Here is a 24,304-nt window from a genome sequence, read left to right on the forward strand (position 1 = left end):
ACTCCGCGAATGATAGCGAAAATCAATGGCGACCGGGCGTTAGCACTGGCTCGCGACGTGCTCGACATCGAAGCGGACGCCGTGCGCGCGCTTCGTGATCAGCTCGACGACGGCTTCGTCGAAGCGATCGACTTCATTCTCAGCTGCCGCGGCCGCGTGGTGGTTTCCGGCATCGGCAAATCAGGCCATATCGCACGCAAACTTGCAGCGACCTTTGCAAGCACCGGCACGCCGGCGTTCTTCGTGCATCCCGCCGAAGCGAGCCACGGCGACCTCGGCATGATCACGGCCGACGACGTATTCATTGCGATGTCGAATTCCGGGGAATCCGAAGAGCTGCTCGCCATCCTGCCGCTGATCAAACGCCTCGGTTCGAAGCTGATCGCGATGACGGGCCGTCCCGATTCGAGCCTCGCAAAGATCGCGGACGTGCATCTGAATTCGGGCGTATCAAAAGAAGCCTGTCCGATGAATCTTGCGCCGACGGCCAGCACCACCGCCGCGCTCGCGCTTGGCGACGCGCTCGCGGTCGCCGTGCTCGAAGAGCGCGGCTTCGGTCCCGACGACTTCGCGCGCTCGCATCCGGGCGGCGCGCTCGGACGGCGCCTCCTGACCTACGTGCACGACGTGATGCGCACCGGCGATCAGTTGCCGAGCGTCAAGCCCGACGAAACCGTGCGCGACGCGCTGTTCCAGCTCACGGCGAAGCGCATGGGCATGACCGCGATTGTCGACGACGAAGCGCGTGTCATGGGCATTTTCACCGATGGCGATCTGCGCCGCGTGCTCGAACGCGACGGCGATTTTCGCAATCTGCCGATCGGTTCGGTAATGACGCCGCATCCGCGCACGATCGGCCCGGACCGTCTCGCGGTCGAAGCGGTGGAACTGATGGAGCGCCACCGCATCAATCAATTACTCGTCGTCGATGAAGCCGGGCGGCTCGTCGGCGCACTCAACATGCACGACCTGTTTTCGAAGAAGGTGATCTGATGGCTGCCACCCTTACCGCTACTGAACGCGCCAGCCGCGTCAAGCTGATGATTTTCGACGTCGACGGCGTCCTCACCGACGGCGGCCTGATGTTCACCGCGGAAGGCGACTATATGAAGTCGTTCAATTCGATGGACGGCCACGGCGCGAAGCTGTTGCGCGAGGCAGGCATCGAGACGGCGATCATCACGGGGCGCCAGTCGGGCATCGTCGTCGAGCGCGCGAAGAATCTGAAGATCACGCATATCTATCAGGGCGTGGAGGACAAGCGCGTCGCGTTCGCCGATCTGCTGAAGGCGACCGGCATGAAGGCCGAGGATTGCGGTTACATGGGCGACGACTGGCCTGACCTCGCCGTGATGCTGAAGGTCGGCTTCGCCGCGGCGCCGGCGAACTCGCATCCGGAAGTCATCGCGCGCGCGCATTGGGTCAGCGAAGCGCGCGGCGGCCACGGCGCGGTGCGCGAAGTGTGCGATACGCTGCTGCGCGCGCAGAATCGCTACGACGATCTGCTGCGCGACGCGTGCGGACTTTAACCGGACCACGCGCGGATGAACAAGTTTCGCTGGACTTCGCTGCTTCCGGTCGTCGCGATGGCGCTGCTCGCGGGCGTCACGTACTGGCTTTTGCAGGCGACCAAGCCGCGCGAAAACGAGGACGTGGTCCGTCCGAAGTCGCATACGCCCGATTACTTCGCCGATAGCTTCTCCGTGTCGGAGCTCGATCAGTCCGGCACGACGCAATATCGCCTCACCGCGCAAAAGCTGATTCATTACGAAGACACCGAAGACAGCGACCTGACGAAACCCGCCATCCGCGCGTTTCAGCCCGGCAAGCCGATTGTCACAGCGACCGGCGACTGGGGCACCGTCAACAGCGATGCGTCGATCGTCAATCTGTACGACCACGCGCACATCATCCGCGCCGCCGGCGACGGCGATCCGGAGATGCAAGCGGATTCGCAGCATTTTCGGGTGCTGGTGAACGACGATGTCATCGAAACGGAAAAGCCGGTTAAACTTCGTCGCGGCCTTTCGGTCATGACGGCCCAGGACGGCATGAATTACAACAACGTGACCCGGGTCATGAAGCTGTTCGGCAACGTGCGCGGCGCGATCGCCGCATCGGACACCAAGTGACCCGGGCGTTTCATTTCCAGACGTGACTGCATGAGCGAATCGTTCCCCCGTTTCAAGATCAGATGCCAGCCAGGCGCACCGCTGTGCTCCGTGCTGGCTGCCCTGCTCGTCGCGCTGCCGCTCGCGGCCTTCGCGCCGCTCGCGCATGCGGAACGCGCCGATAAGGACAAGCCGCTCAATATCGAAGCGGACAATATGACGTACGACGACCTGAAACAGGTCAACATCTTCACCGGCCACGTGGTTGCAACGAAAGGCACGATCGTCATCAAGGCCGATCGCGTCGAAGTGACGCAGGATCCGCAGGGCTACCAGTACGCGACGGGCACGTCGACCGGCAAGAACCACGCGTACTTCCGGCAGAAGCGCGATGGCGTCGACGAATATATCGACGGGGATGCCGAGCGCATCGACTACGACGGCAAGCAGGATCTCACCACGCTCACCACGCGCGCAACCGTGCGCCGCCTGCAAGGTTTGTCGACGGTGATGGACGAAGTGCACGGCAGCGTTATCACTTACGACGGCCAGAACGACTTCTATACGGCGAAGGCGGGACCCGATGTCGCCGGGCCAGGCAACCCGGGCGGGCGTGTCCGTGCGATGCTCGCGCCGCGCAACGGCGGCGCACAACCGGCTACGGGCCCGTCCACCACTACGTTGCAGCCCACCACCCGCTTCCAAGGCCAGAACGCGAACCCGACGCCGGGCGCGTCTTCGACGCCTGACCGGTCGACCGCTCCGTCAACCACCGAAAGTCAAGGACAAGGAACGACGAAACCGTGAGCACCCCTGCCCTCCCGAATCGCAAGCCGGCAGGCACCAGCAGTTCGCTCGTCGTGCGCAACCTGAAGAAACGCTACGGCTCGCGCACGGTCGTGAAAGACGTCTCGCTCGACGTGAAGAGCGGCGAAGTGGTCGGGCTGCTCGGTCCGAACGGCGCCGGCAAGACCACGTCGTTCTATATGATCGTCGGCCTCGTGCCGCTCGATGCGGGTGAAATCGATCTGGACGGCAACTCGATCAGTCTGCTGCCGATTCACAAGCGCGCCTCGCTCGGGCTTTCGTATCTGCCCCAGGAAGCGTCCGTGTTCCGCAAACTCTCCGTCGAACAGAACATTCGCGCGGTGCTCGAGTTGCAATACGGCGAAGACGGCAAGCGGCTATCGAAAGACGCGATCGCGCAACGCACCGAAGCGTTGCTCGACGAATTGCAGATTGCTCACCTGCGCGGGAACCCCGCGCTGTCGCTGTCGGGCGGCGAGCGGCGGCGTGTCGAAATCGCGCGTGCGCTGGCGACCAATCCGAGTTTCATTCTGCTCGACGAACCGTTCGCGGGCGTGGACCCGATCGCGGTCCTCGAAATCCAGAAGATCGTGAAGTTCCTGAAGCAACGCAATATCGGCGTGCTGATCACGGACCATAACGTGCGCGAAACGCTCGGCATTTGCGATCACGCGTACATCATCAGCGACGGCAGCGTGCTCGCCGCCGGCGCGCCAGGCGACATCATTGAAAACGAGAGCGTGCGGCGCGTCTATCTGGGCGAGCACTTCCGCATGTAACGCTACCGCGCCGTAGCAGCAGGAGCTACCTGCGAATGATTGTGCGGACGTGCGAGGTTGCACCGTCCGCCCGCCGAACGGCCGCGGTTTCAGTAATTTTGACGACATAGGCTCAATGGTTTCGGTCCATTGCGCCTTGCCGTGTTCCATCCGCAGCGAAAAATCTCCATAACCCGCATTTATGCGGTGTTGCGAGGTTTCGCGGTCGTGGCAAACTCTCTAAAATGATTCTCACATCGCCATGAAAGCTAGCCTCCAACTTCGCCTGTCACAGCATCTTGCGCTGACACCCCAACTGCAGCAGTCCATCCGGCTGCTGCAGCTGTCTACGCTTGAGTTGCAGCAGGAGGTGTCGATGGCGATCTCGCAGAATCCGCTGCTCGAAACCGAGGACGACTGGATCGCGAGTCCATTGCGCGTCGCGGCCGACGGCTCGGTGATCGCGCAGGCGCCGAGCCCCAGTGCACCCGAGCCGATGGCGAGCGCGCCGTCGTCCAGCAGCACTTCCACGTCTGGCGAAACCTCGGAGAACAGCGAGCCGCAAGGCGTCGACGAATACAATGGCCTCGCGTCGGACAGCAATGCCGATGCAAATCAATGGAATCTGGACGATTACGGTCGTTCCGGCAACGCGTCCGACGACGACGACTTGCCGCCGTTGCAAATCCACGAATCCGCGACCATGCTGCGCGATCATCTGACCGCGCAATTGCGTGTCACGGGAGCCAGCCCGCGCGATCGCGCGCTCATCACGTTCCTGATCGAATCGCTCGACGACGACGGTTACCTGACCGCGACGCTCGACGAGGTGCTCATCGATCTGCCCGACGAACTCGAAGTCGATCTCGACGAACTGAATGCTGCGCTTGCTCTCTTGCAAAGCTTCGATCCAGCCGGTGTCGGCGCGCGCTCGGCATCGGAATGCCTGAAGCTGCAGCTGTGCCGGCTCGAGCCGTCGCCCACCCGCACGCTCGCGCTCGAAATCGTGGCTCACCATCTGGAGCTGCTTGCCGCGCGCGATTTCACGCGCCTGCGCAAGCACCTGAAAGCGAACGACGACGACCTACGCGACGCGCATATGCTGATCCGCTCGCTCGAACCGTTCCCCGGCGCCGCGTATGGCAAGGCCGAAGCAGACTATGTCGTGCCCGACATCATGGTGCGCAAAACGGCACAGGGTTGGCTGGCCGAACTCAATCCGGAAGTGGTACCGAAGCTGCGCATCAACCATCTGTACGCGAATATTCTGCGCAACAACCGTGGTGATCCGGGCAGTGGATCGCTGCGTCAACAACTACAGGAAGCGCGCTGGCTCATCAAAAATATCCAGCAAAGATTCGAAACGATACTGCGTGTCGCGCAGGCTATTGTCGAGCGTCAAAAGAATTTTTTTGCCCATGGTGAAATTGCCATGCGCCCCTTGGTTTTGCGGGAAATTGCTGATACGCTGGGTCTACACGAGTCGACAGTCTCGCGTGTGACAACCGGGAAGTACATGCTCACCCCGTTCGGGACGCTTGAATTTAAGTACTTCTTCGGATCTCACGTATCGACCGACACTGGGGGCGCGGCCTCTTCCACGGCCATTCGCGCACTCATCAAGCAACTGATAGGAGCAGAAGACACCAAATCTCCTCTTTCAGACAGCCGCATTGCCGAACTGCTGGCCGAGCAAGGTTTCGTAGTCGCACGGCGTACCGTAGCGAAATACCGCGAAGCATTGAAGATCCCGGCAGTCAATCTGCGCAAGTCTCTGTAGCTCGCTGCCTCCTGCGGCGGGCATTTTCCGGCCGCACCGCTTGTTGGCGGAGCAGGCTGGCCGATACGAGCTGCTACGCTGTTACGGGGACGGCACAGGCAGGCCCGCAGATCGACCGGTGCTGACGTCATTCACGCGGATCCTGGCGGCCATTCGCTTGGAGAAGCACTATGAATCTGAAGATCAGTGGACACCATCTCGAAGTCACACCAGCGTTGCGAGAATACGTGATCACCAAACTGGATAGAGTGCTAAGACATTTCGATCAGGTGATCGACGGCAGTGTGGTCCTCTCGGTCGACAATCACAAGGAAAAGGAAAAGAGACAAAAGGTTGAAATCAACCTGCATCTGAAGGGCAAGGATATTTTTGTCGAAAGCTGCGACAGCGACCTTTACGCAGCGATCGACCTGATGATCGACAAGCTGGACAGGCAAGTCATTCGTCACAAGGATCGTCTGCAAGGCCATCAGCACGAAGCGATCAAGTATCAACCGGTGCCGTCCCAGGCGGAGGTGCCGCCGCAATAGCAGTCGGGTACCCGCGCGAAACCGCCCTATTTAGGGCGGTTTTTTCGTTTAGCGAAAGCTGCGCGCGTAAGCCTGCATTTTTCGACGGGATGAACGGCGCGTGTGCTTCGGATACGAAACAGCGGGCCATGGCGCGGCGCACCATCTTAAGCAGCGCTGTTCTATAATGTTTTGGTTACTTTCGGGGTCAACCAGCCCGAGTTCCACCTTGCAGAGTCGACCGAAGACTCAAACTATGGGACTCCACTGCGTATCGCCGTAGCATCTGCCGAGCATGGAACGCTATTCAAACGCCACAGCGAGGAGAACCCAGGCGATCAACGCGCCTGCCAACATGAATCGTTTAGCCAAATATCTTCCGCTCGAGAACGTCGTCGTCGGCCTTTCCGTTACCAGCAAGAAGCGCGTATTCGAGCAAGCGGGCCTGATCTTCGAAAACCAGAACGGCATTGCCCGCAGTACCGTCACCGACAATCTTTTCGCACGCGAGCGCCTCGGCTCGACCGGGCTTGGCGAAGGCGTCGCGATCCCGCATGGCCGGATCAAAGGCCTGAAGCAGCCGCTCGCCGCGTTCGTGCGCCTCGCGGACCCGATTCCGTTCGAGTCGCCCGACGGCCAGCCTGTGTCGCTTCTGATCTTCCTGCTGGTCCCGGAACAGGCCACCCAGCAGCACCTCGAAATTCTGTCTGAGATCGCTCAACTGCTGTCCGATCGCGAGACGCGCGAGCGCCTGCACACGGAAGAAAATCGCGAATCGTTGCACAGGCTGCTTACTCAGTGGCAACCTTGACAGGATATCGTTGACAGACACCTGTAAAGCGGCAAAATGCGCGACCAGGGGTCTGGCAACGGACTCGCGGCGCGTGAGCGTGGCAGCCGGCCGGCAAAGCCGCCGGCCATAACGCAACAGCAACCGCCGCCCCGAAAACGTGAAGGCCTGCGCCGGCCGAACCCACGGCGCACGCGTCGCTGCGCCTCGCGCGCTAGCGGTGCACACCGGAGTCATGGACACATGGATACGTCCAGCATCAACGCCCAAAGCATTTTCGACGACAACGCCGCCACGCTGAAACTGAGCTGGCTGACCGGGCATGAAGGCTGGGAACGCGGCTTCTCGGCGGAAACGGTTGCTACCGCAACGTCCAGTGCGGACCTCGTCGGTCACTTGAACCTGATCCACCCGAACCGGATTCAGGTGCTCGGCGAGGCCGAGACGAACTACTACCAACGCCAGTCCGACGAAGACCGCTCGCGCCATATGGCCGAGCTGATCGCCCTCGAGCCGCCATTTCTCGTGGTCGCGGGCGGCGTGGCCGCGCCGCCGGAACTGGTGCTGCGCTGCACGCGCTCTTCCACACCGCTGTTCACCACACCGATGTCGCCGGCGGCCGTGATCGACAGCCTGCGGCTCTACATGTCGCGCATCCTCGCGCCGCGCGCGACGCTGCACGGCGTGTTCCTCGATATTCTCGGCATGGGCGTGCTGCTCACTGGCGACTCGGGCCTCGGCAAGAGCGAGCTCGGCCTTGAGCTGATCAGCCGCGGCCACGGCCTGGTTGCCGACGACGCGGTCGATTTCGTCCGCCTCGGCCCCGACTTCGTCGAAGGGCGCTGCCCGCCGCTCTTGCAGAACCTGCTCGAAGTGCGCGGTCTCGGCCTCCTCGACATCAAGACGATCTTCGGCGAGACCGCGGTGCGCCGCAAGATGAAGCTCAAGCTGATCGTTCAGCTCGTGCGCCGCCCGGACGGGGAATTCCAGCGACTGCCGCTCGAAAGCCAGACGGTCGACGTGCTCGGCCTGCCGATCAGCAAGGTAACCATTCAGGTGGCGGCCGGCCGCAACCTCGCGGTGCTCGTCGAGGCCGCGGTGCGCAATACGATCCTGCAACTGCGCGGCATCGATACGCTGCGCGATTTCATGGACCGCCAGCGTCTGGCGATGCAGGATCCCGACAGCCAGTTCCCGGGCAAGCTCATCTGATGCTCACTTGAAGTAACAGGCGGTGGGTTGCGGGGGCGGGCGGAAAGACCTGATGCTATGATGAAACGAACCGACCACACGACCCCATGCGCATCGTCCTGATCACCGGCATCTCCGGCTCCGGCAAGTCTGTTGCGTTGAACGCGCTCGAAGACGCAGGCTATTACTGCGTCGACAACCTGCCCCCGCGTTTCCTGCCCGAACTCGCCACCTACCTTACCGCCGACGGCTACGACCGCCTGGCTGTCGCGATCGACGCCCGCTCGAGTTCGTCGCTCGACGAAATGCCCGATATGATCCGCGACCTGTCGCGCGAGCATGACGTGCGCGTGCTGTTTCTCAATGCGAGCACACAGTCGCTGATCCAGCGTTTTTCGGAAACGCGCCGCCGCCACCCGCTTTCCGGATCGACTTCGCACGACGCCGACGTCGGCCTGCTCACTTCGCTTGCCGAAGCGATCGAGCGCGAACGCGAACTGGTCGCGGGTCTCGCCGAATTCGGGCATCAGATCGACACCAGCAATCTGCGCGCGAATACGCTGCGCGCGTGGGTCAAACGTTTCATCGAACAGGAACACAGCGGCCTCGCGCTGATGTTCGAATCGTTCGGCTTCAAGCGCGGCGTGCCGCTCGATGCCGATTTCGTTTTCGATGTACGCACGCTGCCGAACCCGTATTACGATCATCTCTTGCGGCCGCTGACCGGCCTCGATCAACCCGTCATCGATTTTCTCGACGCGTTGCCGGTCGTGCATCACATGATCGACGACATCGAGGCGTTTCTCGTCAAATGGCTGCCGCACTTTCGCGACGATAACCGCAGCTATCTGACCGTCGCCATCGGTTGCACGGGCGGCCAGCACCGCTCGGTGTTTATCGCGGAGACGCTTGCTGCGCGTCTCAAAGGTCACGCAAACGTCATCGTGCGACATCGGGACGCACCAATCGACGTCGACCAATCGTCGAAGCTGGTGGCTTAGCCGGCCGCGCGTGCGCGGCCTTAACCGAAGCGTTGCGCCATGTCCTCTACCTCGTCCGTGTATGCCGATGTGCCGCTCTTCCCGTTGCACACGGTGCTGTTTCCCGGTGGGCTGTTGCCCCTCAAGATTTTCGAAGCGCGCTATCTCGACATGGTGCGTGGGTGTCTGCGCGACAAGTCGCCGTTCGGCGTGTGTCTGCTGAAAAGCGGCGGCGAGGTCGCGAAGCCGGACGAGCCGTCGGTGCCCGAACTGGTCGGGTGTCTCGCGGAGATCGATCAATGCGACGTCGATGAATTCGGCATGCTGCTGATTCGCGCGCGCGGCACGGAGCGCTTCAGGCTGCTGTCGTATCGCGTCGAACAGAGCGGCTTGCTGGTCGGCATGGCCGATCCGCTCGGCGACGATGTTCCGCTTGAAGGGGCGACGCATGTCGAAAAGTTCGGCGCCTGTGCGGAAGTGCTCGAGCGGATTATCGCGACCATTCGCGAGCGCGATCCGGACAGTCTGCCGTTTGTCGAACCGTTCCGCTTCGACGATCCGTCGTGGGTGTCGAACCGATTGTCGGAAGTCCTGCCTATCGCGCTGCGCGCGCGGCAAAAGCTGATGGAGCTGCTCGATGCGGGGGAGCGCATCGATATCGTGCATCACTATATGCAGCAGCATCAGTTGCTATAGCGCTGTCTCACCGGAACGCGCTGGCACAGCGCTATAGCAGCGAGCCCTGCAATCCGTCGAGCAGCTTGCGCACCGGCGCGGGCACGCCATACGCATCGATATCCGCAAGCGAAACCCACGCCGTTTCGCCATCAGCGAGCGCCACTTGCGCACCCGCCACACGATTCAACTCGACCACGCGCGGCTCGATATCGAGCCGGAAATGCGTAAACGTATGCGTGAGCGACGCAAGCGGCGACACCGTCGCGCTCGCGCCGAACGAACGCGCACGCGCCGCGAGCGCGGCTTCGTCGGCGGCTTCCGGCAGACTCCACAGGCCGCCCCAGATGCCGGAAGGCGGACGCTTTTCGAGCATCACCGCATCGCCATCGCGCAACACGAGCATCCATGTGCGCCGCGTCGGCACGGCCTTCTTCGGACGCGCGGCCGGCAGTTCGCGCTGCCGGCCCGTGACGCGCGCCACGCAGTCCGCCGCGAACGGGCAGCGCGCGCAGTCGGGTTTGCCGCGCACGCACAGCGTCGCGCCGAGGTCCATCAGGCCTTGCGTATAGGCGCTGACTTCGTCGTTCGTCGCATCGGAAGGCAGCAGCGATTCCGCCAGCAGCCACATCGCGTTTTCAACGCGCTTTTCGCCGGGAAAGCCTTCCACGCCGAACACGCGCGCGAGCACACGCTTGACGTTGCCGTCGAGAATCGTCGCGCGCGCGCCGAATGCAAACGACGCGATCGCCGCCGCGGTCGAGCGGCCGATGCCCGGCAATTCGGCAAGCGCATCGACCGAATCGGGAAACGCACCGCCGTGCTGCTCGACGACCACCTGCGCGCAACGATGCAGATTGCGCGCACGCGAGTAGTAACCGAGCCCGGCCCATAGCGCCATGACGTCGTCCGTCGGCGCCGCGGCAAGCGACGCGACATCGGGAAAGCGCGCAAGAAACTTCGCGTAGTACGGGATCACCGTCGACACCTGGGTCTGCTGCAGCATGATCTCGGACAGCCAGATGCGATATGCGTCGCGTGTGTTCTGCCATGGCAGGTCATGGCGGCCGTGTTCACGCTGCCATGCGATCAAGCGCACAGAGAAATCGGTCAAAACGGGTATCGTGGACGCTACGGACATGGGGTCATCAGGTCATTCGGTCACTGAACCATTCAGCGCTGACAGGTCGGACAATAGTAAGTGGAACGCTGCCCCTGCACGATCTGTCTGATCGGCGTTTCGCAAACCCGGCACGGCAGCCCCGCGCGATCATAGACGAAATAATCGAGTTGGAAGTAGCCGCTCTCACCGTCGCTGCCGACAAAGTCGCGCAACGTGCTGCCGCCTTTTTCGATCGCGGCGGCAAGCGTCACGCGCACTGCATCCGCAAGCAGTTCGTAACGCACGAGCGACACGCGCCCGGCGGGCGTCGTCGGCCGGATGCCCGCGCGAAAGAGGCTTTCAGAAGCGTAAATGTTGCCCACGCCGACGACGATCTCGCCGGCCAGCAGCGCCTGCTTCACCGAGACGGTCCGCCCGCGTGTCTTGCGATGCATGAGCGCGCCCGTGAAGGCAGGCGCGAACGGCTCGATGCCGAGGCCGGCGAGCAGCGGATGCTCGAGCACGTCGCCATCCGAACGCGGATGCCAGAGCACGGCGCCGAAACGGCGCGGGTCGCGAAAGCGCAGGATAAAGTCGTCGAAAACCCAGTCGACATGATCGTGCTTCGCGGCCGCCGGCGGATGCGGCACGTTGCGCAGCACGCGCAGCGTGCCCGTCATGCCGAGGTGAACGATGAACCAGCCCTCGTCTACTTCGAACAGCAGATACTTGCCGCGCCGCTCGACATTCTTCACGAGCCGGCCGCGCAGCATGCGCGGCAGATCGGCCGGAATCGGCCAGCGCAGCGCCGGCGTGCGCACCTCCACGCGTTCGACGCGGCGCCCGGCTACATAAGGCTCGATCCCGCGGCGGGTGACTTCGACTTCTGGAAGCTCTGGCATGTCTAACAGGTCTACAACTTGCGTCGTTGGTTATGCGCGTATTGTAGCGAGCGCGTTACAATCGACCGAAACATTGAACGGATTTCCATGAACCTGTCCTTCGTAAAGCTCTTTCTGAAGCGTCCGGCCGAGGCCGGCCGCGAGCCCTACGGCGACGCGAAACCGGTGCCGCGCGGTGTCTTCGCGCGCCGGCTGATGGCCGCCGCGGCGCTGGCCGCATGGACGCTCGCCGCGTTGCCCGCGCATGCGCAGGACCCGTCTCCCGATACAGATGACAATTCGGTTTCGGTGCAGGATGCGTTCGGACCGGACGCCGATGAGCAAAAAAATCTTCCGGATGTCCCGCTGTCGAGTCAGATCGTGTTCCAGGTGCTCGCAGCGGAAGTCGCGTTGCAGCGGAACCAGCCGGCCCCTGCTTACCAGACCTACCTCGCACTCGCGCGCGACACGCACGACCCGCGCATGGCACAGCGCGCCACCGAGATCGCACTCGCCGCGCAAAGCCCGACCGATGCACTTGCGGCCGCCCAGTTGTGGCAGCAGTACGCGCCGGGCTCCGAGCGCGCGGCCCAGCTCGACGCGTCGCTGCTCGTGCTGTCGGGCAAGCCCGATGAAGCCGAGCCGCTGCTCGCCAACGAGCTCGCGAAGATCAAGCCGGAAAATCGCGGCGCCGGCATCCTCTCGCTGCAGTTGCTGATTTCGCGCGGCCCGAACCGCGTCGGCGGCCTGCACGTGCTGCAGGATCTGCTGAAGAACGACATGAACCGGCCCGAAGCGCAATTGGCCATGGCGCGCCAGCAGCTTATCTCCGACGATCTCCCGGGCGCGCGCAAGTCGCTCGAACAGGCGCTCGCGCTGAAGCCGGACTATCTGCCCGCCGCACTCACCCTCGCGCAGATGGGCCCCGAGGAGCGCGCCGAGGGAATCGCGTCGCTCGAAAAATACGTGCAGCAGAATCCGAAATCGCACGATGCGCGTCTCGCGCTCGCGCAGATGTACCTTGCAAGCGACCGGCTCGACGATGCGCAAAAGCAGTTCGAGTTCATGCACAAGGACAACGCGAACGACCTCACGCCGCTCATGGCGCTCGCGCTGATCAAGATCCAGCAGAAGAACTACTCCGAGGCGAAGACGTACCTCACGCAATACGCGCAGCAGGCCGACAAAACGCAGGGCGCGGATTCGGGACAGGCTTACATCTACCTCGCACAGCTCGCGCTCGAGCAGAAGGACGAGGCCGCCGCGGCCGGTTATCTCGACAAGATTCCGCCGACGAGCCAGCAGTACATCCCCGCGCAGATCACACGCGCGCAACTGCTCGAGAAGCAGGGCAAGCCGGACGAAGCGCGCAAGCTGCTCGCGAATATCCACGCGATGGACCCGCGCGACCAGGCGCTGATCGCACGCACGGACGCGGCAATCCTGTTCGACGCGAAGCGCTACCAGGAAGCCGAAGCGCGGCTGCAACAGGCAACGGCCGACTTCCCTGACGACCCCGATCTCACGTACGACTACGCAATGGCCGCCGAAAAGACTGGCCACTACGAGGTGATGGAAGCGCAGCTGCGCAAGCTGATGCGCACGCAGCCCGACAACGCGCAGGCTTACAACGCGCTCGGTTATTCGCTCGCGGATCGCAACCAGCGTCTTCAGGAAGCGGACAAACTTGTCGAGAAAGCGTCGGCGCTTGCGCCGAACGATGCGTTCATCATGGATAGCGTCGGCTGGGTCAAGTATCGCCTCGGCGACACGTCGGACGCGATCAAGATTCTGCGCAGGGCTTACGATCTGCAACCGAACGCGGAAATCGGCGCGCACCTCGGCGAAGTGCTGTGGAAGAGCGGCGATCAGGAACAGGCGAAGGCCGCGTGGCGCGAAGCACGCAAGCTTGAGCCCGACAACGACACGCTCGTCAAGACGCTCAAACGCTTTCAGGTGAACGACCTCTGATGCATTTTTTCGCGCCTTTTCACGCACTGTTCATCCGGCTTTTCCGTCAACTTAATCCCGAACGGGCGTCGCATCGCGCGGCGTTCGTCCTTCCGGCTTTCGCTACCGCCGCGGTTCTCGCGCTCGCCGGTTGCGCGAGCGTGAAGCCGCAAGGCCCGTCCACGTCCAACGCGGCGACCGCCCTCACCGCGCAGACCGTGCATGAGTATCGCGGGCGCTTCGCCGTGCAATACGAGGACGGGTACGGCCATCAGCAGAACGCGTATGGCAACTTCGACTGGCGCGAGACCGGCGATACCGTCACCGTGCAATTGCGCAATCCGCTCGGGCAGACCATGGCGATTGTCACGTCATCGCCGTCTTCGGCCACGCTCGAACTGCCGAACCGTCAGCCGCTGACCGCCGACAACGTATCGACGCTGATGCAGAATGCGCTCGGCTTCGCCTTGCCGGTCGAAGGGATGCGCTACTGGCTGCAGCCATCGGTTGCACCGACCTCGCATGGGAGAACGGTTCCCGATCCCGAAGATCCATCGCGGCCGAAGCAGATCGAACAGGACGGCTGGACGATCGACTATCTGTCATACGCGGATAAGCCCGCCACCGGCGTCAAGCGCGTGAATCTGAGCCGCGAGCAACCGCCGCTTAACATCAAGCTCGTGCTGGACCAATAAGATTACGCAATAGAATCACGCGTTACCCGAACAGCACGCGCCACACTCCGGACTCATGACCGACACGAACGATTCGCTGCGCGATTGCCTCGCTCCGGCGAAGCTCAATCTTTTCCTGCACATTACCGGCCGCCGGCCGGACGGTTACCACCTGCTTCAGACAGTCTTCCAGCTGATCGACTGGGGTGATCGTCTGCACTTCACGCGGCGTGCCGACGGCCGCATCGAGCGCCTGACCGATGTGCCGGACGTCCCCGCGGAAAGCGACCTGACCGTGCGCGCCGCGAAGCTGCTGCAGGAACATTCGGGCACCGCTCACGGCGTAGACATCGAGATCGACAAGCATCTGCCGATGGGCGCGGGGCTCGGCGGCGGAAGCTCCGATGCCGCGACCACGTTGCTCGCGCTGAACCGGCTCTGGAACCTCGATCTTCCACGCGCCGAACTGCAAGCGCTCGCGCTGCGTCTCGGCGCCGATGTGCCGTTCTTCGTGTTCGGCAAAAATGCATTCGCCGAGGGTGTCGGCGAGGCGCTTCAGACGGTACAATTGCCGCCGCGTTATTTCCTCGTGGTGAAGCCGGAAGTGCACGTCCCGACCGCGGCGATATTCTCTGAAAAATCGTTGACAAGGGATTCCGAACCCATCACAATTACGGACTTTCTTGCACAGCAAAGCCGCAGCGCAGAATGGCCAGACAGTTTCGGCCGGAATGACATGCAGCAAGTTGTCGTGGGAAAATACGCGGAGGTAGCGCAGGTGTTGCGGTGGTTCGAAAGCGTATCGAACAACATCGCGCCGGCGCGGATGACCGGGTCGGGTGCAAGCGTTTTTGCAGCATTCCGCAGCATCGGTGAAGCACAAGCGGCACAAGCCGCATTGCCAGCCGGTTGGAACAGCGCAGTAACGGCAAGCCTGGATACGCATCCACTCTTTGGCTTCGCGTCATGAATTTCGCAACGTCGGGTGTTCCTACGCATCCGGCGGCGCTCAAAGTTAGTGTAGGGGAGTCGCCAAGTTGGTTAAGGCACCGGATTTTGATTCCGGCATGCGAGGGTTCGAGTCCTTCCTCCCCTGCCAAAAATTCTCGCAGTTCCTCGCCTCCCACAGCCTGAAGCAGGTGCACGATGAGCAGCCATGACGGCCTGATGGTTTTTACTGGCAACGCAAATCCCGCGCTTGCACAGGAAGTCGTCAAGATTCTCGGTATTCCCCTCGGCAAAGCAATGGTCAGCCGCTTCTCGGACGGCGAGATCCAGGTCGAGATTCAGGAGAACGTGCGAGGCAAGGATGTGTTCGTCCTGCAATCCACGTGCGCGCCGGCGAACGACAATCTGATGGAACTGATGATCATGGTCGACGCGCTGAAGCGCGCTTCTGCCGGCCGGATCACCGCTGCAATCCCGTATTTCGGCTATGCGCGCCAGGATCGGCGCCCGCGTTCGGCACGCGTTGCGATCTCCGCGAAGGTCGTCGCGAACATGCTGGAAATCGCCGGCGTCGAGCGGATCATCACGATGGATCTGCACGCTGACCAGATTCAAGGCTTCTTCGACATCCCTGTCGACAATATCTACGCGACGCCGGTGCTGCTCGGCGATCTGCGCAAGCAGAATCACGAAGATCTGCTCGTGGTGTCGCCGGACGTCGGCGGTGTCGTGCGCGCACGCGCGCTCGCGAAGCAGCTGAACTGCGATCTCGCGATCATCGACAAGCGCCGTCCGAAGGCGAACGTCGCCGAAGTGATGAACATCATCGGTGAAGTCGAAGGCCGCACCTGCGTGATCATGGACGACATGGTCGATACGGCCGGCACGCTGTGCAAGGCTGCGCAAGTGCTGAAGGAACGCGGCGCGAAGCAGGTCTACGCGTATGCGACGCACCCGGTGCTGTCCGGTGGCGCCGGCGAACGGATCGCCGCTTCGGCGCTCGACGAACTCGTTGTGACCGATACGATTCCGCTCGGCGAAGAAGCGCGCTCGTGCGCGAAGATTCGCTCGCTGACCAGCGCTGGTCTGCTCGCCGAAACGTTCTCGCGCATCCGCCGCGGCGATTCGGTGATGTCGCTGTTTGCGGAAAGTTGAACTGAATTTGCGAAGTCGCCGAATGCCTTTGAAGCGCGGCGCCTTCGCACAATCGGCATGAACGAACGAAGGTTCATGCCGCCTGGTCCGGGGCCTCAAGTCACGTCACTGACGTTGCGCAAGGTCCTTCTTACTGCCTGGTCGCGGGCAGTTGTATGGAGAAGCAAATGAAAGTCGTCGCTTTTGAGCGTAACAAGCAAGGTACGGGTGCGAGCCGCCGCCTGCGCAACACGGGCAAGACCCCGGGTATTGTGTATGGCGCAAGCAGCGAACCGCAACTGATCGAGCTCGATCACAACGCGCTGTGGCATGCACTGAAGAAGGAATCGTTCCACTCGTCGATTCTCGATCTGGAAGTGGCCGGCAAGTCGCAGCAAGTGCTGCTGCGCGACGTGCAATACCATCCGTTCCGCCAGATCGTGCTGCACGTTGACTTCCAGCGTGTCGACCCGAACAAGAAGCTGCACACGAAGGTGCCGCTGCACTTCATGAACCAGGAAACCAATCCGGCCGTGAAGCTGTCGAGCGCAGTGATCTCGCACGTTGTGAACGAAATCGAAGTCGAGTGTCTGCCGGCCGCGCTGCCGGAATTCCTCGAAGTCGATCTCGCGAAGATCGAAGCGGGTCAAACGATGCACGCGAAGGACATCGTGCTGCCGGCAGGCGTGGCGCTGACCGCGCACATCGAAGCCGAAAACCCGGTGATCGCGTCCGCGACGATCCCGGCTGGCGCGGTTGCAGACGAAGCGGCCGGTTCGGCTGCTGGCGAAGGCGAAGGCGCAGCACCGGCCGCCTAAGCAGGCTGGCCGCGTGGTCAACTGAGTTGGTTAACTGAGTGACCACCTGAGCCGCAATCTGCGAGCTATCCTCTCGATCCGTTTCAATGGAACGGACGACGTGACCCGCCGAGGTTCGCCCCGGCGGGTTTTTTTTCGCAAATTTTCTTCGCGAAGTTGCAGGTTCCTGTTACTGGTTGACTATTCGCGAAACTCGCCAAGCACCACAAACCCGGTACACCCGAAAGCCAAGGCTATCCTCGACACCATGATCAAGCTGATCGTCGGACTCGGTAACCCGGGCGCCGAATATTCCGCGACACGCCACAACGCCGGCTTCTGGCTCGTCGATCAACTCGCGCGCGAAGCCGGCGCGACGCTGCGCGATGAGCGGCGCTTTCACGGCTTCTATACGAAGGCGCGGCTGCACGGCGAAGAAGTGCATCTGCTCGAACCGCAGACGTATATGAACCGTTCGGGCCAGTCAGTCGTCGCGCTTGCGCACTTCTTCAAGATTCTTCCGGACCAGATTCTCGTCGCGCACGATGAGCTCGATTTGCCGCCCGGCACCGTGAAGCTGAAGCTCGGCGGCGGCAGCGGCGGGCACAATGGGCTCAAGGATATTTCCGCGCATCTGACCACGCAGCAGTATTGGCGCTTGCGCATCGGTATCGGGCATCCGCGCGATCTGATTCCGGAAAGCGCGCGCGCCGGCGCCAAACCCGATGTCGCGAACTTCGTGCTGAAGCCGCCGCGCAAGGAAGAGCAAGATGTAATCGATGCGTCGATCGAGCGGGCGCTGACGGTGATGCCGCATGTGGTCAAAGGCGAACTCGAGCGCGCGATGATGCAGTTGCATCGCAATGGTTAGTGCAGCATGTGGCGTGACGCAATGCCTCGCACGACGGCGTGGATTGTGTGACGCGTGAAATTGATTCACCGACTCGGCTTCGCAGAAGGAGAACCACTTTGAGCCTGTATTGGAGTGACATCGTCCACCGACTCTCACCGTATGTTCCCGGCGAACAGCCCGCGCTCGCGCATCCGGTGAAGCTCAACACCAACGAGAACCCGTACCCGCCGTCGCCCGCGGTGCTCGCCGCGATTCGCGATGAAGTTGGCGAAACCGGCGAGTCGTTGCGCCGCTACCCCGATCCGACCGCCCGCAAGCTGCGCGAGACGGTCGCCGCGTATCACGGGCTCGCCATCGAGCAGGTGTTCGCCGGCAACGGTTCCGACGAAGTGCTCGCGATGGCATTCCTCGCGCTGCTCAAACACGACCGCCCGCTGCTGTTTCCGGACATTACGTATAGCTTCTATCCGACGTACGCGAAGCTCTACGACATCGTCTATCAAACCGTGCCGCTCGCCGATGATTTCACGATCCGCATCGACGATTACGCTGCGCCGAACGGCGGCATCGTGTTTCCGAATCCGAACGCGCCGACCGGTCATGCGTTGCCGCTCGCCGATATCGAAAAGCTCGTCGCGGCGAATCCGGACTCGGTGGTCGTGATCGACGAAGCGTATGTCGACTTCGGCGCGCAATCGGCCGTCTCGCTGATCGGCCGATATCCGAATCTGCTGGTCGTGCATACGGTATCGAAGTCTCGCTCGCTCGCCGGCATGCGCGTCGGCTTCGCGTTCGGCGATGCCAAGCTTATTGATGCGCTCGTGCGCGTGAAGGACAGCTTCAACTCGTACCCGCTCGATCGCGTCGCGCAAGCCGCCGTGACCGCCGCGTATGCAGATGAAGCATGGTTCCGCGACTGTCGCGCAAAGGTGATCGCAGGCCGCGAACGGCTGTCAGCGGGACTGTCCGCGCTCGGCTTCGACGTGGTGCCGTCGGCGGCGAACTTCGTGTTCGCGCGCCACGAAAGTCACGACGCCGCGACGCTCTCGGCCAGGCTCAGGGAAAAGGAAATTTTCGTGCGGCACTTCAAGCTGCCGCGTATCGACCAGCATTTGCGGATCACGATCGGAACTGATGCCGAGTGCGATACGTTGCTTGCCGCATTGAGGGAACTGCTCGACGGCAGCGCGGCCTAGGCAAGGCGCGCTTGCGCAACCGGCCACCACCCGCGCGAGCGAACCTCGCCGACCGCGCGTTCAGGCGCCCTTCGCAGCCTGCAGCGCGCGATACTTGACCATCAACTGTTCGGGCGATTCCGCATGCTGCGGATCGCGCGGAATGCACTCCACCGGACACACCTGCTGGCATTGCGGTTCATCGAAATGACCGACGCATTCGGTGCATTTGTTCGGGTCGATCACGTAGATGTCCGGGCCCATCGAGATTGCGTCGTTCGGGCACTCGGGCTCGCAAACGTCGCAGTTGATGCACTCGTCGGTGATTATCAGGGCCATGCTCGCTCACTTCCTACCTGTCACTTCCTACCTGTCACTTCCTGCCGGCGAGGTCTGGTGGACGCACCGCCGACTTCTTCCGCTTAAGAACGCTAGTTTACGCGCATTAAGGCTGGCTCGCCTGCTGCGCCAGATTCTCCGCCACCTTGTCCTGCAAGCGCTTTTCCACCGACGGAAACACGAACTTACTGACGTCACCACCCAGTTGCGCAATCTCGCGGACGATCGTGCCCGAAATGAACTGATACTGATCGGACGGCGTCATGAACATCGTCTCGACGTCCGGCAGCAGATAGCGATTCATGCCGGCCATCTGGAATTCGTATTCGAAGTCCGACACGGCGCGCAAACCACGCACGATCACGCGCGCGTTATTGCTGCGTACGAAGTCTTTTAGCAGCCCCGTGAAGCTCGCGACCTGCACATTCGGATAGTGGCCGAGCACTTCATGAGCGATGTCGAGACGCTCATCGAGCGTAAAGAACGGCCGCTTGTTACGGCTGTCGGCGACGCCCACCACGAGCGTGTCGAAGATGCTCGACGCACGTCGAACGAGATCTTCGTGACCGCGCGTCAGCGGATCGAACGTACCCGGGTACACGGCGACTACCATGGACTTCTCCTCTCTTCCGTCAGACTAAAGGGCGCCGCCCCGGTGCGCGGCCCGGCAACACGACAACACCGCACGGGCGCGATTTCCGGCTGCAATGCGTGACGGCCGTTATCCGGCACTTGTAATCGAACGCGCATTATTCCTCATTTTCGCGATGCAGCAAATGATAGTGGACCGCGCCGGCCTTGCCGTGCCGGCCGATTGTCCATCCGGCAAGCGCTGGCGTCTGTTCGATCGCCAGCGCTTCGCCGGCTTCGACATAGACGGCACCGCCCGCCGCGACGAGCGGAACAGCGAGTTCGAGCGCGTGACCGAGCAGATCCTCGCCGAACGGCGGATCGAGGAACACGACGTCGAACGAGCCGGGCGCAAGACTCGCCGCAAGACGCAGCGCGTCCGCTTCGGCGACTTCGACCGCACGCGCGCCGAGCTTCGCCTGGATCGCGCGCAACTGACCGGCGGCGCGCGCATTGCGCTCGACCATCAGCACGCGCGCGGCGCCGCGCGAGGCGGCCTCGAAGCCGAGCGCGCCGGAGCCGGCGAACAAATCGAGACAGCGTTGACCGTCGAGCCGCTGGCCGAGCCAGTTGAAAAGCGTTTCGCGGACGCGATCGGGCGTCGGCCGCAAGCCGTCGAGATCGAGCACGGTCAGCGGCGTGCGCTTCCAGTCGCCACCGATGATACGGACAGTATGAGGAGCGCCGCGTCCGGGCGGCGGCGTGCTGCGCGCACGCGATGATGAAAGACGAGACATGTCAATGGAGTGGCTGAACGGATGTCGGCCGCGCGTTACACGGCGCAATACGCGCGGGCCGGAGCGCTCACGTTACCACATGGGTCGGCGCGGTCCCGCCGCCACGCGAGCGCGGCCGCGCCTGATAAAATGTCACGCTTGCGCGCGTAGCATCCCCGCAGAGCCTTACCGTTGCGCCGGATCCGCCGCGCCCGCGCTCATTTGCTCGCATCGCTTCCGCACCGCGATGCGCATGCGCCCCCCTTAGCCGGAATAGCCGGCTCGCCTCTTCAATACGCCAGCACATGTTCAGCTTTCTCAAACGATTCAGGGGTTCCAAAGCGTCCGACAATGCGCCGGCCGAGTCGCCGAACGCAGCCGACGTGGCGACGCCCGACGTGCCGGCCGACAACGCTGCGGTAGCCGAAACGCCAGCGGTTCAGCCGCCGGTCGAAGCACGCGTCGAGGTTGCGCAAGCGCCCGCACCAGCAGCGCAGCCGGTGCTGCCAGTGCAGCCCACACAGCCGGCGCAGTCCGCGCAGCCAGTGCCACAGCCTGCGCGCCCCGTTGCGCCGCCAGTTGCGCAGACACCTGCCGCGGCGCATGTCACCACTACGCAAGGGTTCGCACCAGCCTCGGCCGAACCCGTCACGCCGCAGCGCACGGAAGAACCGCGGCGCGCCGAACCGCAGCCGCAAGCTTTCCAGACAACGCAGCCGCAACCGCCGGAACAGCCACAACCGCAGGCTCGGACGCAATCTGAACCGCCGTTGCAATCGACACCCCCGGTCGCCCGCGAACCGCAACCGCAGCGCCCGGTCAATCAGCCCGCCCCCGCGGCACCCGCACGCGAAGCGCCCAGAGCACCGTCAGCCACCGACGCATCGACCGCATTCGAAACCGTCGAAATCGTCCCGCCGCCCGCGCCCGAACCGGCCGCGAAACGCTCGTGGCTCACGCGCCTGAAGAGCGGTCTATCGAAAACCAGCTCAAGCATCACCGGCATCTTCGTCGGCACGAAAATCGACGAAGAACTGTATGAAGAGCTCGAAACCGCGCTGCTGATGTCCGACGCGGGCGTCGACGCCACCGAATACCTGCTCGAAACACTGCGCGAAAAAGTGCGCGCCGAGCGGCTCACCGACCCGCAGCAGGTCAAAACCGCATTGCGCGAACTGCTGGTCGGCCTGCTGAAGCCGCTCGAAAAATCGCTGATGCTCGGCCGCGACCAGCCGCTCGTGATGATGATCGCCGGCGTCAACGGCGCGGGCAAAACCACCAGCATCGGCAAGCTCGCCAAGCACTTGCAGCGCTTCGATCAATCGGTGCTGCTCGCCGCCGGCGATACGTTCCGTGCGGCCGCGCGCGAGCAGCTCGCGATCTGGGGCGAGCGCAATAACGTGACGGTCGTCTCGCAGGAAAGCGGCGACCCCGCCGCGGTCATTTTCGACGCGGTAGGCGCGGCGCGCGCGCGCAAGATCGATGTGCTGATGGCCGATACCGCCGGACGCCTGCCGACGCAGCTGCATCTGATGGAAGAGCTGCGCAAGGTCAAACGCGTGATCGGCAAGGCGCACGACGGCGCGCCGCACGAAGTGCTGCTGGTGATCGACGCGAATACCGGCCAGAACGCGCTCTCCCAGGTCAAGGCATTCGACGACGCGCTCGGTCTCACCGGCCTGATCGTGACGAAACTCGACGGCACCGCGAAGGGCGGCATTCTCGCCGCGATCGCGCGGCAACGGCCGGTGCCCGTGTATTTCATCGGTGTCGGCGAGAAGGTGGAGGATTTGCAGCCGTTCAGCGCGGAAGAATTCTCGGACGCGCTGCTCGGCAGCTAAGCGAAGGCGACGCAGCAGCGGCGCGCCGACCGCGCCGCCGCCTTTTCAAACCGCAGTCACTCCGAGTCGGGCTGCGTGCCCGGCGCCGCATCGGCGAACGCGCTCAACTGCATCGCGTGGTCGTTGATCCGCCGAATGGTCGGAAACGCGCTCATATCAATCTTGAAGCGATCGGCGTTGAACACCTGCGGAATCAGGCACGCATCGGCCATGGTCGGTGTATCGCCGAAACAGAACGCGCCGCTGCGGCGGCTCGCGACCAGATGCTCCTCGAGCGCCGTAAAGCCCGAGGTGATCCAGTGCCGATACCAGGCGTCCTTCACCTCGTCGTTCGCGCCGACCGTGCGCTTCAAATACTTGAGCACCCGCAGGTTGTTGACGGGATGAATCTCGCACGCGACCTGAAGCGCAACGCCACGCACAAACGCGCGCTCGACCGGCGTGCCCGGCAACAGCGGCGGCTGCGGATGCGTCTCCTCGAGATACTCGATAATCGCGATCGACTGCTGCAGCACGTTGCCGTTGTCGATCAGCGTCGGCACGACCGCGTCGTGATTGAGTTCGCGGTACGCGCTGGCGTGCTGCTCGCCGCCGTTGCGCAGCAGATGCACCGGCAGATACTCGTACGGCAGCTTCTTCAGATTGAGTGCAATCCGCACGCGATACGCGGCGGAACTGCGGAAGTAGCTGTATAGCTTCATTTGATGTGTCTCCTCTCCCTGCATGCGGTCGGATGTGGCGCGGCCAACGTAGTGCGATCCCGCGCCTGCGCGGTTCAGTCTGCGTGACGCGATTTGAACGCGCCGATCAAGCCGCGCCCGCGTTCGTCACGCAATCCGACTGCGCATCCGCCGCGCCATCAGACGAGGCGCACGCTGAACTCGCCGAGCCCGTCGACGCCGCCCTTCATCAGATCGCCCTTCACGACCGCGCCCACCCCTTCCGGCGTGCCCGTGAAAATAAGGTCGCCCGGCTGCAGTTCGAACAGCGTCGACAGATACGCGATCGTCTCGGCCACCGACCAGATCAGCTGCGACACGTCGGAGCGCTGCTTCTCCGCGCCGTTCACCGACAGCCAGATCGCGCCCTTACCGAGATGGCCGACCTTCGACACCGGATGAATCGGCCCCATCGGCGCCGAATGGTCGAAGCCCTTCGCGGTGTCCCACGGACGGCCGAGCTTTTTCGCTTCGGCCTGCAGGTCGCGGCGCGTCATATCGAGGCCGAGCGCGTAGCCATAAACGTGATCGAGCGCGCTGTCGACAGCGATATCTTTGCCCGCCTTGCCGATCGCCGCGACCATTTCCATTTCGAAATGCAGGTTGCTCGTCTGCGACGGATAAGGCATTTCACCCGTTGCGCCGGGCGCGACGTACAGCACCGCGTCAGCCGGCTTGCAGAAGAAGAACGGCGGTTCACGATCCGGGTCGTGCCCCATCTCGCGCGCGTGCGCCTCGTAATTGCGACCGACGCAGTAGATGCGGCGCACCGCGAACTGATCGCTTGACCCGGCCACTGGCACGCCGACGATTGGCGCCGGTGTAATGACGTAACCCATTCCGTTCTCCGATATTCATAAAGCCGCGCGCGCGGCAGTAAAACGACAAAGCAGCGAGTTTAACGCGGTGATATATCGCCCGCTTGACGGATAGCTTTCTGCCGA

At 62.9% G+C, this 24,304-nt stretch carries 25 protein-coding genes, 1 tRNA gene and 1 pseudogene; 20 read left to right on the forward strand and 7 right to left on the reverse strand.

Features of this window, described 5'->3' with window-relative positions:
* Window positions 1-9 precede the first annotated feature (9 nt).
* From kdsD to KZJ38_RS21105, 11 genes and pseudogenes are all read left to right on the forward strand, one after another.
* Window positions 10-993 (forward strand): arabinose 5-phosphate isomerase KdsD, encoded by a 984-nt coding sequence (kdsD, locus tag KZJ38_RS21055; RefSeq protein ID WP_219798073.1) that lies wholly within the window; start codon window positions 10-12, stop codon window positions 991-993.
* Entirely contained in the window at window positions 993-1,529 is a 537-nt protein-coding gene (locus KZJ38_RS21060; RefSeq protein ID WP_219798074.1) for a KdsC family phosphatase, read from the forward strand. The genes kdsD and KZJ38_RS21060 overlap by 1 nt, the downstream gene beginning before the upstream one ends.
* Window positions 1,530-1,544: 15 nt before the next feature.
* On the forward strand, window positions 1,545-2,132 hold the full coding sequence (lptC, locus tag KZJ38_RS21065) for an LPS export ABC transporter periplasmic protein LptC (protein ID WP_219798075.1): 588 nt from the start codon (window positions 1,545-1,547) through the stop codon (window positions 2,130-2,132).
* A 30-nt stretch (window positions 2,133-2,162) separates the two neighbouring features.
* Window positions 2,163-2,819, forward strand: a pseudogene (gene lptA / locus KZJ38_RS21070) (lipopolysaccharide transport periplasmic protein LptA); the annotation flags it as partial.
* 95 nt (window positions 2,820-2,914) lie between these two features.
* Entirely contained in the window at window positions 2,915-3,697 is a 783-nt protein-coding gene (gene lptB / locus KZJ38_RS21075; RefSeq protein WP_219798077.1) for an LPS export ABC transporter ATP-binding protein, read from the forward strand.
* Window positions 3,698-3,938: 241 nt separating this feature from the next.
* Window positions 3,939-5,456, forward strand: coding sequence for an RNA polymerase factor sigma-54 (locus KZJ38_RS21080; RefSeq protein WP_219798078.1), 1,518 nt, complete (start codon window positions 3,939-3,941; stop codon window positions 5,454-5,456).
* Between the two features lie 170 nt (window positions 5,457-5,626).
* Window positions 5,627-5,986: a ribosome hibernation-promoting factor, HPF/YfiA family gene (gene hpf / locus KZJ38_RS21085; protein WP_075155714.1), complete on the forward strand. Its 360-nt coding sequence runs from the start codon at window positions 5,627-5,629 to the stop codon at window positions 5,984-5,986.
* Between the two features lie 274 nt (window positions 5,987-6,260).
* On the forward strand, window positions 6,261-6,776 hold the full coding sequence (locus KZJ38_RS21090) for a PTS sugar transporter subunit IIA (RefSeq protein WP_219798079.1): 516 nt from the start codon (window positions 6,261-6,263) through the stop codon (window positions 6,774-6,776).
* A gap of 222 nt (window positions 6,777-6,998) precedes the next feature.
* Window positions 6,999-7,967, forward strand: coding sequence for an HPr(Ser) kinase/phosphatase (hprK, locus tag KZJ38_RS21095; RefSeq protein WP_075155712.1), 969 nt, complete (start codon window positions 6,999-7,001; stop codon window positions 7,965-7,967).
* Window positions 7,968-8,053: 86 nt separating this feature from the next.
* Window positions 8,054-8,947 (forward strand): RNase adapter RapZ, encoded by an 894-nt coding sequence (gene rapZ, locus KZJ38_RS21100; protein WP_219798080.1) that lies wholly within the window; start codon window positions 8,054-8,056, stop codon window positions 8,945-8,947.
* Window positions 8,948-8,986: 39 nt separating this feature from the next.
* Entirely contained in the window at window positions 8,987-9,622 is a 636-nt protein-coding gene (locus KZJ38_RS21105; protein ID WP_219798081.1) for an LON peptidase substrate-binding domain-containing protein, read from the forward strand.
* A gap of 31 nt (window positions 9,623-9,653) precedes the next feature.
* Here the strand turns inward: KZJ38_RS21105 and mutY are convergent, their stop codons facing one another.
* Together mutY and mutM are read right to left on the reverse strand one after the other, a co-directional pair.
* On the reverse strand, window positions 9,654-10,742 hold the full coding sequence (gene mutY / locus KZJ38_RS21110) for an A/G-specific adenine glycosylase (protein WP_219798082.1): 1,089 nt from the start codon (window positions 10,740-10,742) through the stop codon (window positions 9,654-9,656).
* Window positions 10,743-10,774: 32 nt separating this feature from the next.
* The gene (gene mutM / locus KZJ38_RS21115; RefSeq protein ID WP_219798083.1) at window positions 10,775-11,605 is read right to left on the reverse strand and encodes a bifunctional DNA-formamidopyrimidine glycosylase/DNA-(apurinic or apyrimidinic site) lyase; all 831 of its coding nucleotides are present in this window, start codon (window positions 11,603-11,605) and stop codon (window positions 10,775-10,777) included.
* Between the two features lie 87 nt (window positions 11,606-11,692).
* Here mutM and KZJ38_RS21120 point away from each other — a divergent pair, with 87 nt between their 5' ends.
* From KZJ38_RS21120 to hisC, 8 genes are all read left to right on the forward strand, one after another.
* Window positions 11,693-13,555 (forward strand): tetratricopeptide repeat protein, encoded by a 1,863-nt coding sequence (locus KZJ38_RS21120; protein ID WP_219798084.1) that lies wholly within the window; start codon window positions 11,693-11,695, stop codon window positions 13,553-13,555.
* Window positions 13,556-13,587: 32 nt separating this feature from the next.
* Complete coding sequence (lolB, locus tag KZJ38_RS21125) at window positions 13,588-14,229, forward strand: lipoprotein insertase outer membrane protein LolB (RefSeq protein ID WP_425518373.1); 642 nt, start codon at window positions 13,588-13,590, stop codon at window positions 14,227-14,229.
* Window positions 14,230-14,284: 55 nt separating this feature from the next.
* A complete protein-coding gene (gene ispE, locus KZJ38_RS21130) occupies window positions 14,285-15,178 on the forward strand; it encodes a 4-(cytidine 5'-diphospho)-2-C-methyl-D-erythritol kinase (protein WP_219798086.1) in 894 nt (297 codons plus the stop codon).
* A 52-nt stretch (window positions 15,179-15,230) separates the two neighbouring features.
* A tRNA-Gln gene (locus tag KZJ38_RS21135) sits at window positions 15,231-15,307 on the forward strand.
* Between the two features lie 47 nt (window positions 15,308-15,354).
* Window positions 15,355-16,311, forward strand: coding sequence for a ribose-phosphate pyrophosphokinase (locus KZJ38_RS21140; RefSeq protein WP_219798087.1), 957 nt, complete (start codon window positions 15,355-15,357; stop codon window positions 16,309-16,311).
* 167 nt (window positions 16,312-16,478) lie between these two features.
* Window positions 16,479-17,108 (forward strand): 50S ribosomal protein L25/general stress protein Ctc, encoded by a 630-nt coding sequence (locus KZJ38_RS21145; RefSeq protein ID WP_219798088.1) that lies wholly within the window; start codon window positions 16,479-16,481, stop codon window positions 17,106-17,108.
* Between the two features lie 247 nt (window positions 17,109-17,355).
* Window positions 17,356-17,958 (forward strand): aminoacyl-tRNA hydrolase, encoded by a 603-nt coding sequence (gene pth, locus KZJ38_RS21150; protein WP_219798089.1) that lies wholly within the window; start codon window positions 17,356-17,358, stop codon window positions 17,956-17,958.
* A gap of 98 nt (window positions 17,959-18,056) precedes the next feature.
* Entirely contained in the window at window positions 18,057-19,136 is a 1,080-nt protein-coding gene (hisC, locus tag KZJ38_RS21155; protein WP_219798090.1) for a histidinol-phosphate transaminase, read from the forward strand.
* A 60-nt stretch (window positions 19,137-19,196) separates the two neighbouring features.
* Here hisC and KZJ38_RS21160 read toward each other — a convergent pair whose 3' ends face one another.
* The 3 genes from KZJ38_RS21160 to rsmD form a co-directional block, all read right to left on the reverse strand.
* Entirely contained in the window at window positions 19,197-19,454 is a 258-nt protein-coding gene (locus tag KZJ38_RS21160) for a YfhL family 4Fe-4S dicluster ferredoxin (protein WP_219798091.1), read from the reverse strand.
* A gap of 106 nt (window positions 19,455-19,560) precedes the next feature.
* Entirely contained in the window at window positions 19,561-20,067 is a 507-nt protein-coding gene (gene coaD / locus KZJ38_RS21165; RefSeq protein WP_075155701.1) for a pantetheine-phosphate adenylyltransferase, read from the reverse strand.
* A gap of 136 nt (window positions 20,068-20,203) precedes the next feature.
* Window positions 20,204-20,821, reverse strand: a complete 618-nt coding sequence (rsmD, locus tag KZJ38_RS21170; RefSeq protein ID WP_219798092.1) for a 16S rRNA (guanine(966)-N(2))-methyltransferase RsmD — start codon at window positions 20,819-20,821, stop codon at window positions 20,204-20,206.
* A 524-nt stretch (window positions 20,822-21,345) separates the two neighbouring features.
* On the opposite strand from rsmD, the gene ftsY reads away from it, so the two are divergent.
* The gene (ftsY, locus tag KZJ38_RS21175; RefSeq protein WP_425518374.1) at window positions 21,346-22,641 is read left to right on the forward strand and encodes a signal recognition particle-docking protein FtsY; all 1,296 of its coding nucleotides are present in this window, start codon (window positions 21,346-21,348) and stop codon (window positions 22,639-22,641) included.
* Between the two features lie 56 nt (window positions 22,642-22,697).
* Here ftsY and maiA read toward each other — a convergent pair whose 3' ends face one another.
* Together maiA and KZJ38_RS21185 are read right to left on the reverse strand one after the other, a co-directional pair.
* Window positions 22,698-23,342 (reverse strand): maleylacetoacetate isomerase, encoded by a 645-nt coding sequence (gene maiA, locus KZJ38_RS21180; protein ID WP_219798093.1) that lies wholly within the window; start codon window positions 23,340-23,342, stop codon window positions 22,698-22,700.
* A gap of 158 nt (window positions 23,343-23,500) precedes the next feature.
* On the reverse strand, window positions 23,501-24,199 hold the full coding sequence (locus KZJ38_RS21185) for a fumarylacetoacetate hydrolase family protein (protein ID WP_219798094.1): 699 nt from the start codon (window positions 24,197-24,199) through the stop codon (window positions 23,501-23,503).
* Window positions 24,200-24,304 lie beyond the last annotated feature (105 nt).

It is taken from the genome of Paraburkholderia edwinii (assembly GCF_019428685.1).
In the GTDB taxonomy this organism is placed as follows: Bacteria; Pseudomonadota; Gammaproteobacteria; order Burkholderiales; family Burkholderiaceae; genus Paraburkholderia; species Paraburkholderia edwinii.

Bases quoted from the DNA above. Each gene is read 5' to 3' on its own strand.
- rapZ (WP_219798080.1), top strand. From the start codon at position 8,054: ATGCGCATCGTCCTGATCACCGGCATCTCCGGCTCCGGCAAGTCTGTT.
- KZJ38_RS21120 (WP_219798084.1), top strand. From the start codon at position 11,693: ATGAACCTGTCCTTCGTAAAGCTCTTTCTGAAGCGTCCGGCCGAGGCC.
- KZJ38_RS21185 (WP_219798094.1), bottom strand. From the start codon at position 24,199: ATGGGTTACGTCATTACACCGGCGCCAATCGTCGGCGTGCCAGTGGCC.
- hprK (WP_075155712.1), top strand. From the start codon at position 6,999: ATGGATACGTCCAGCATCAACGCCCAAAGCATTTTCGACGACAACGCC.
- KZJ38_RS21140 (WP_219798087.1), top strand. From the start codon at position 15,355: ATGAGCAGCCATGACGGCCTGATGGTTTTTACTGGCAACGCAAATCCC.
- mutY (WP_219798082.1), bottom strand. From the start codon at position 10,742: ATGTCCGTAGCGTCCACGATACCCGTTTTGACCGATTTCTCTGTGCGC.
- ispE (WP_219798086.1), top strand. From the start codon at position 14,285: ATGACCGACACGAACGATTCGCTGCGCGATTGCCTCGCTCCGGCGAAG.
- coaD (WP_075155701.1), bottom strand. From the start codon at position 20,067: ATGGTAGTCGCCGTGTACCCGGGTACGTTCGATCCGCTGACGCGCGGT.
- KZJ38_RS21060 (WP_219798074.1), top strand. From the start codon at position 993: ATGGCTGCCACCCTTACCGCTACTGAACGCGCCAGCCGCGTCAAGCTG.
- kdsD (WP_219798073.1), top strand. From the start codon at position 10: ATGATAGCGAAAATCAATGGCGACCGGGCGTTAGCACTGGCTCGCGAC.
- KZJ38_RS21160 (WP_219798091.1), bottom strand. From the start codon at position 19,454: ATGGCCCTGATAATCACCGACGAGTGCATCAACTGCGACGTTTGCGAG.
- maiA (WP_219798093.1), bottom strand. From the start codon at position 23,342: ATGAAGCTATACAGCTACTTCCGCAGTTCCGCCGCGTATCGCGTGCGG.
- rsmD (WP_219798092.1), bottom strand. From the start codon at position 20,821: ATGTCTCGTCTTTCATCATCGCGTGCGCGCAGCACGCCGCCGCCCGGA.
- KZJ38_RS21105 (WP_219798081.1), top strand. From the start codon at position 8,987: ATGTCCTCTACCTCGTCCGTGTATGCCGATGTGCCGCTCTTCCCGTTG.
- KZJ38_RS21145 (WP_219798088.1), top strand. From the start codon at position 16,479: ATGAAAGTCGTCGCTTTTGAGCGTAACAAGCAAGGTACGGGTGCGAGC.
- KZJ38_RS21080 (WP_219798078.1), top strand. From the start codon at position 3,939: ATGAAAGCTAGCCTCCAACTTCGCCTGTCACAGCATCTTGCGCTGACA.
- mutM (WP_219798083.1), bottom strand. From the start codon at position 11,605: ATGCCAGAGCTTCCAGAAGTCGAAGTCACCCGCCGCGGGATCGAGCCT.
- lptC (WP_219798075.1), top strand. From the start codon at position 1,545: ATGAACAAGTTTCGCTGGACTTCGCTGCTTCCGGTCGTCGCGATGGCG.
- hpf (WP_075155714.1), top strand. From the start codon at position 5,627: ATGAATCTGAAGATCAGTGGACACCATCTCGAAGTCACACCAGCGTTG.
- pth (WP_219798089.1), top strand. From the start codon at position 17,356: ATGATCAAGCTGATCGTCGGACTCGGTAACCCGGGCGCCGAATATTCC.
- KZJ38_RS21090 (WP_219798079.1), top strand. From the start codon at position 6,261: ATGGAACGCTATTCAAACGCCACAGCGAGGAGAACCCAGGCGATCAAC.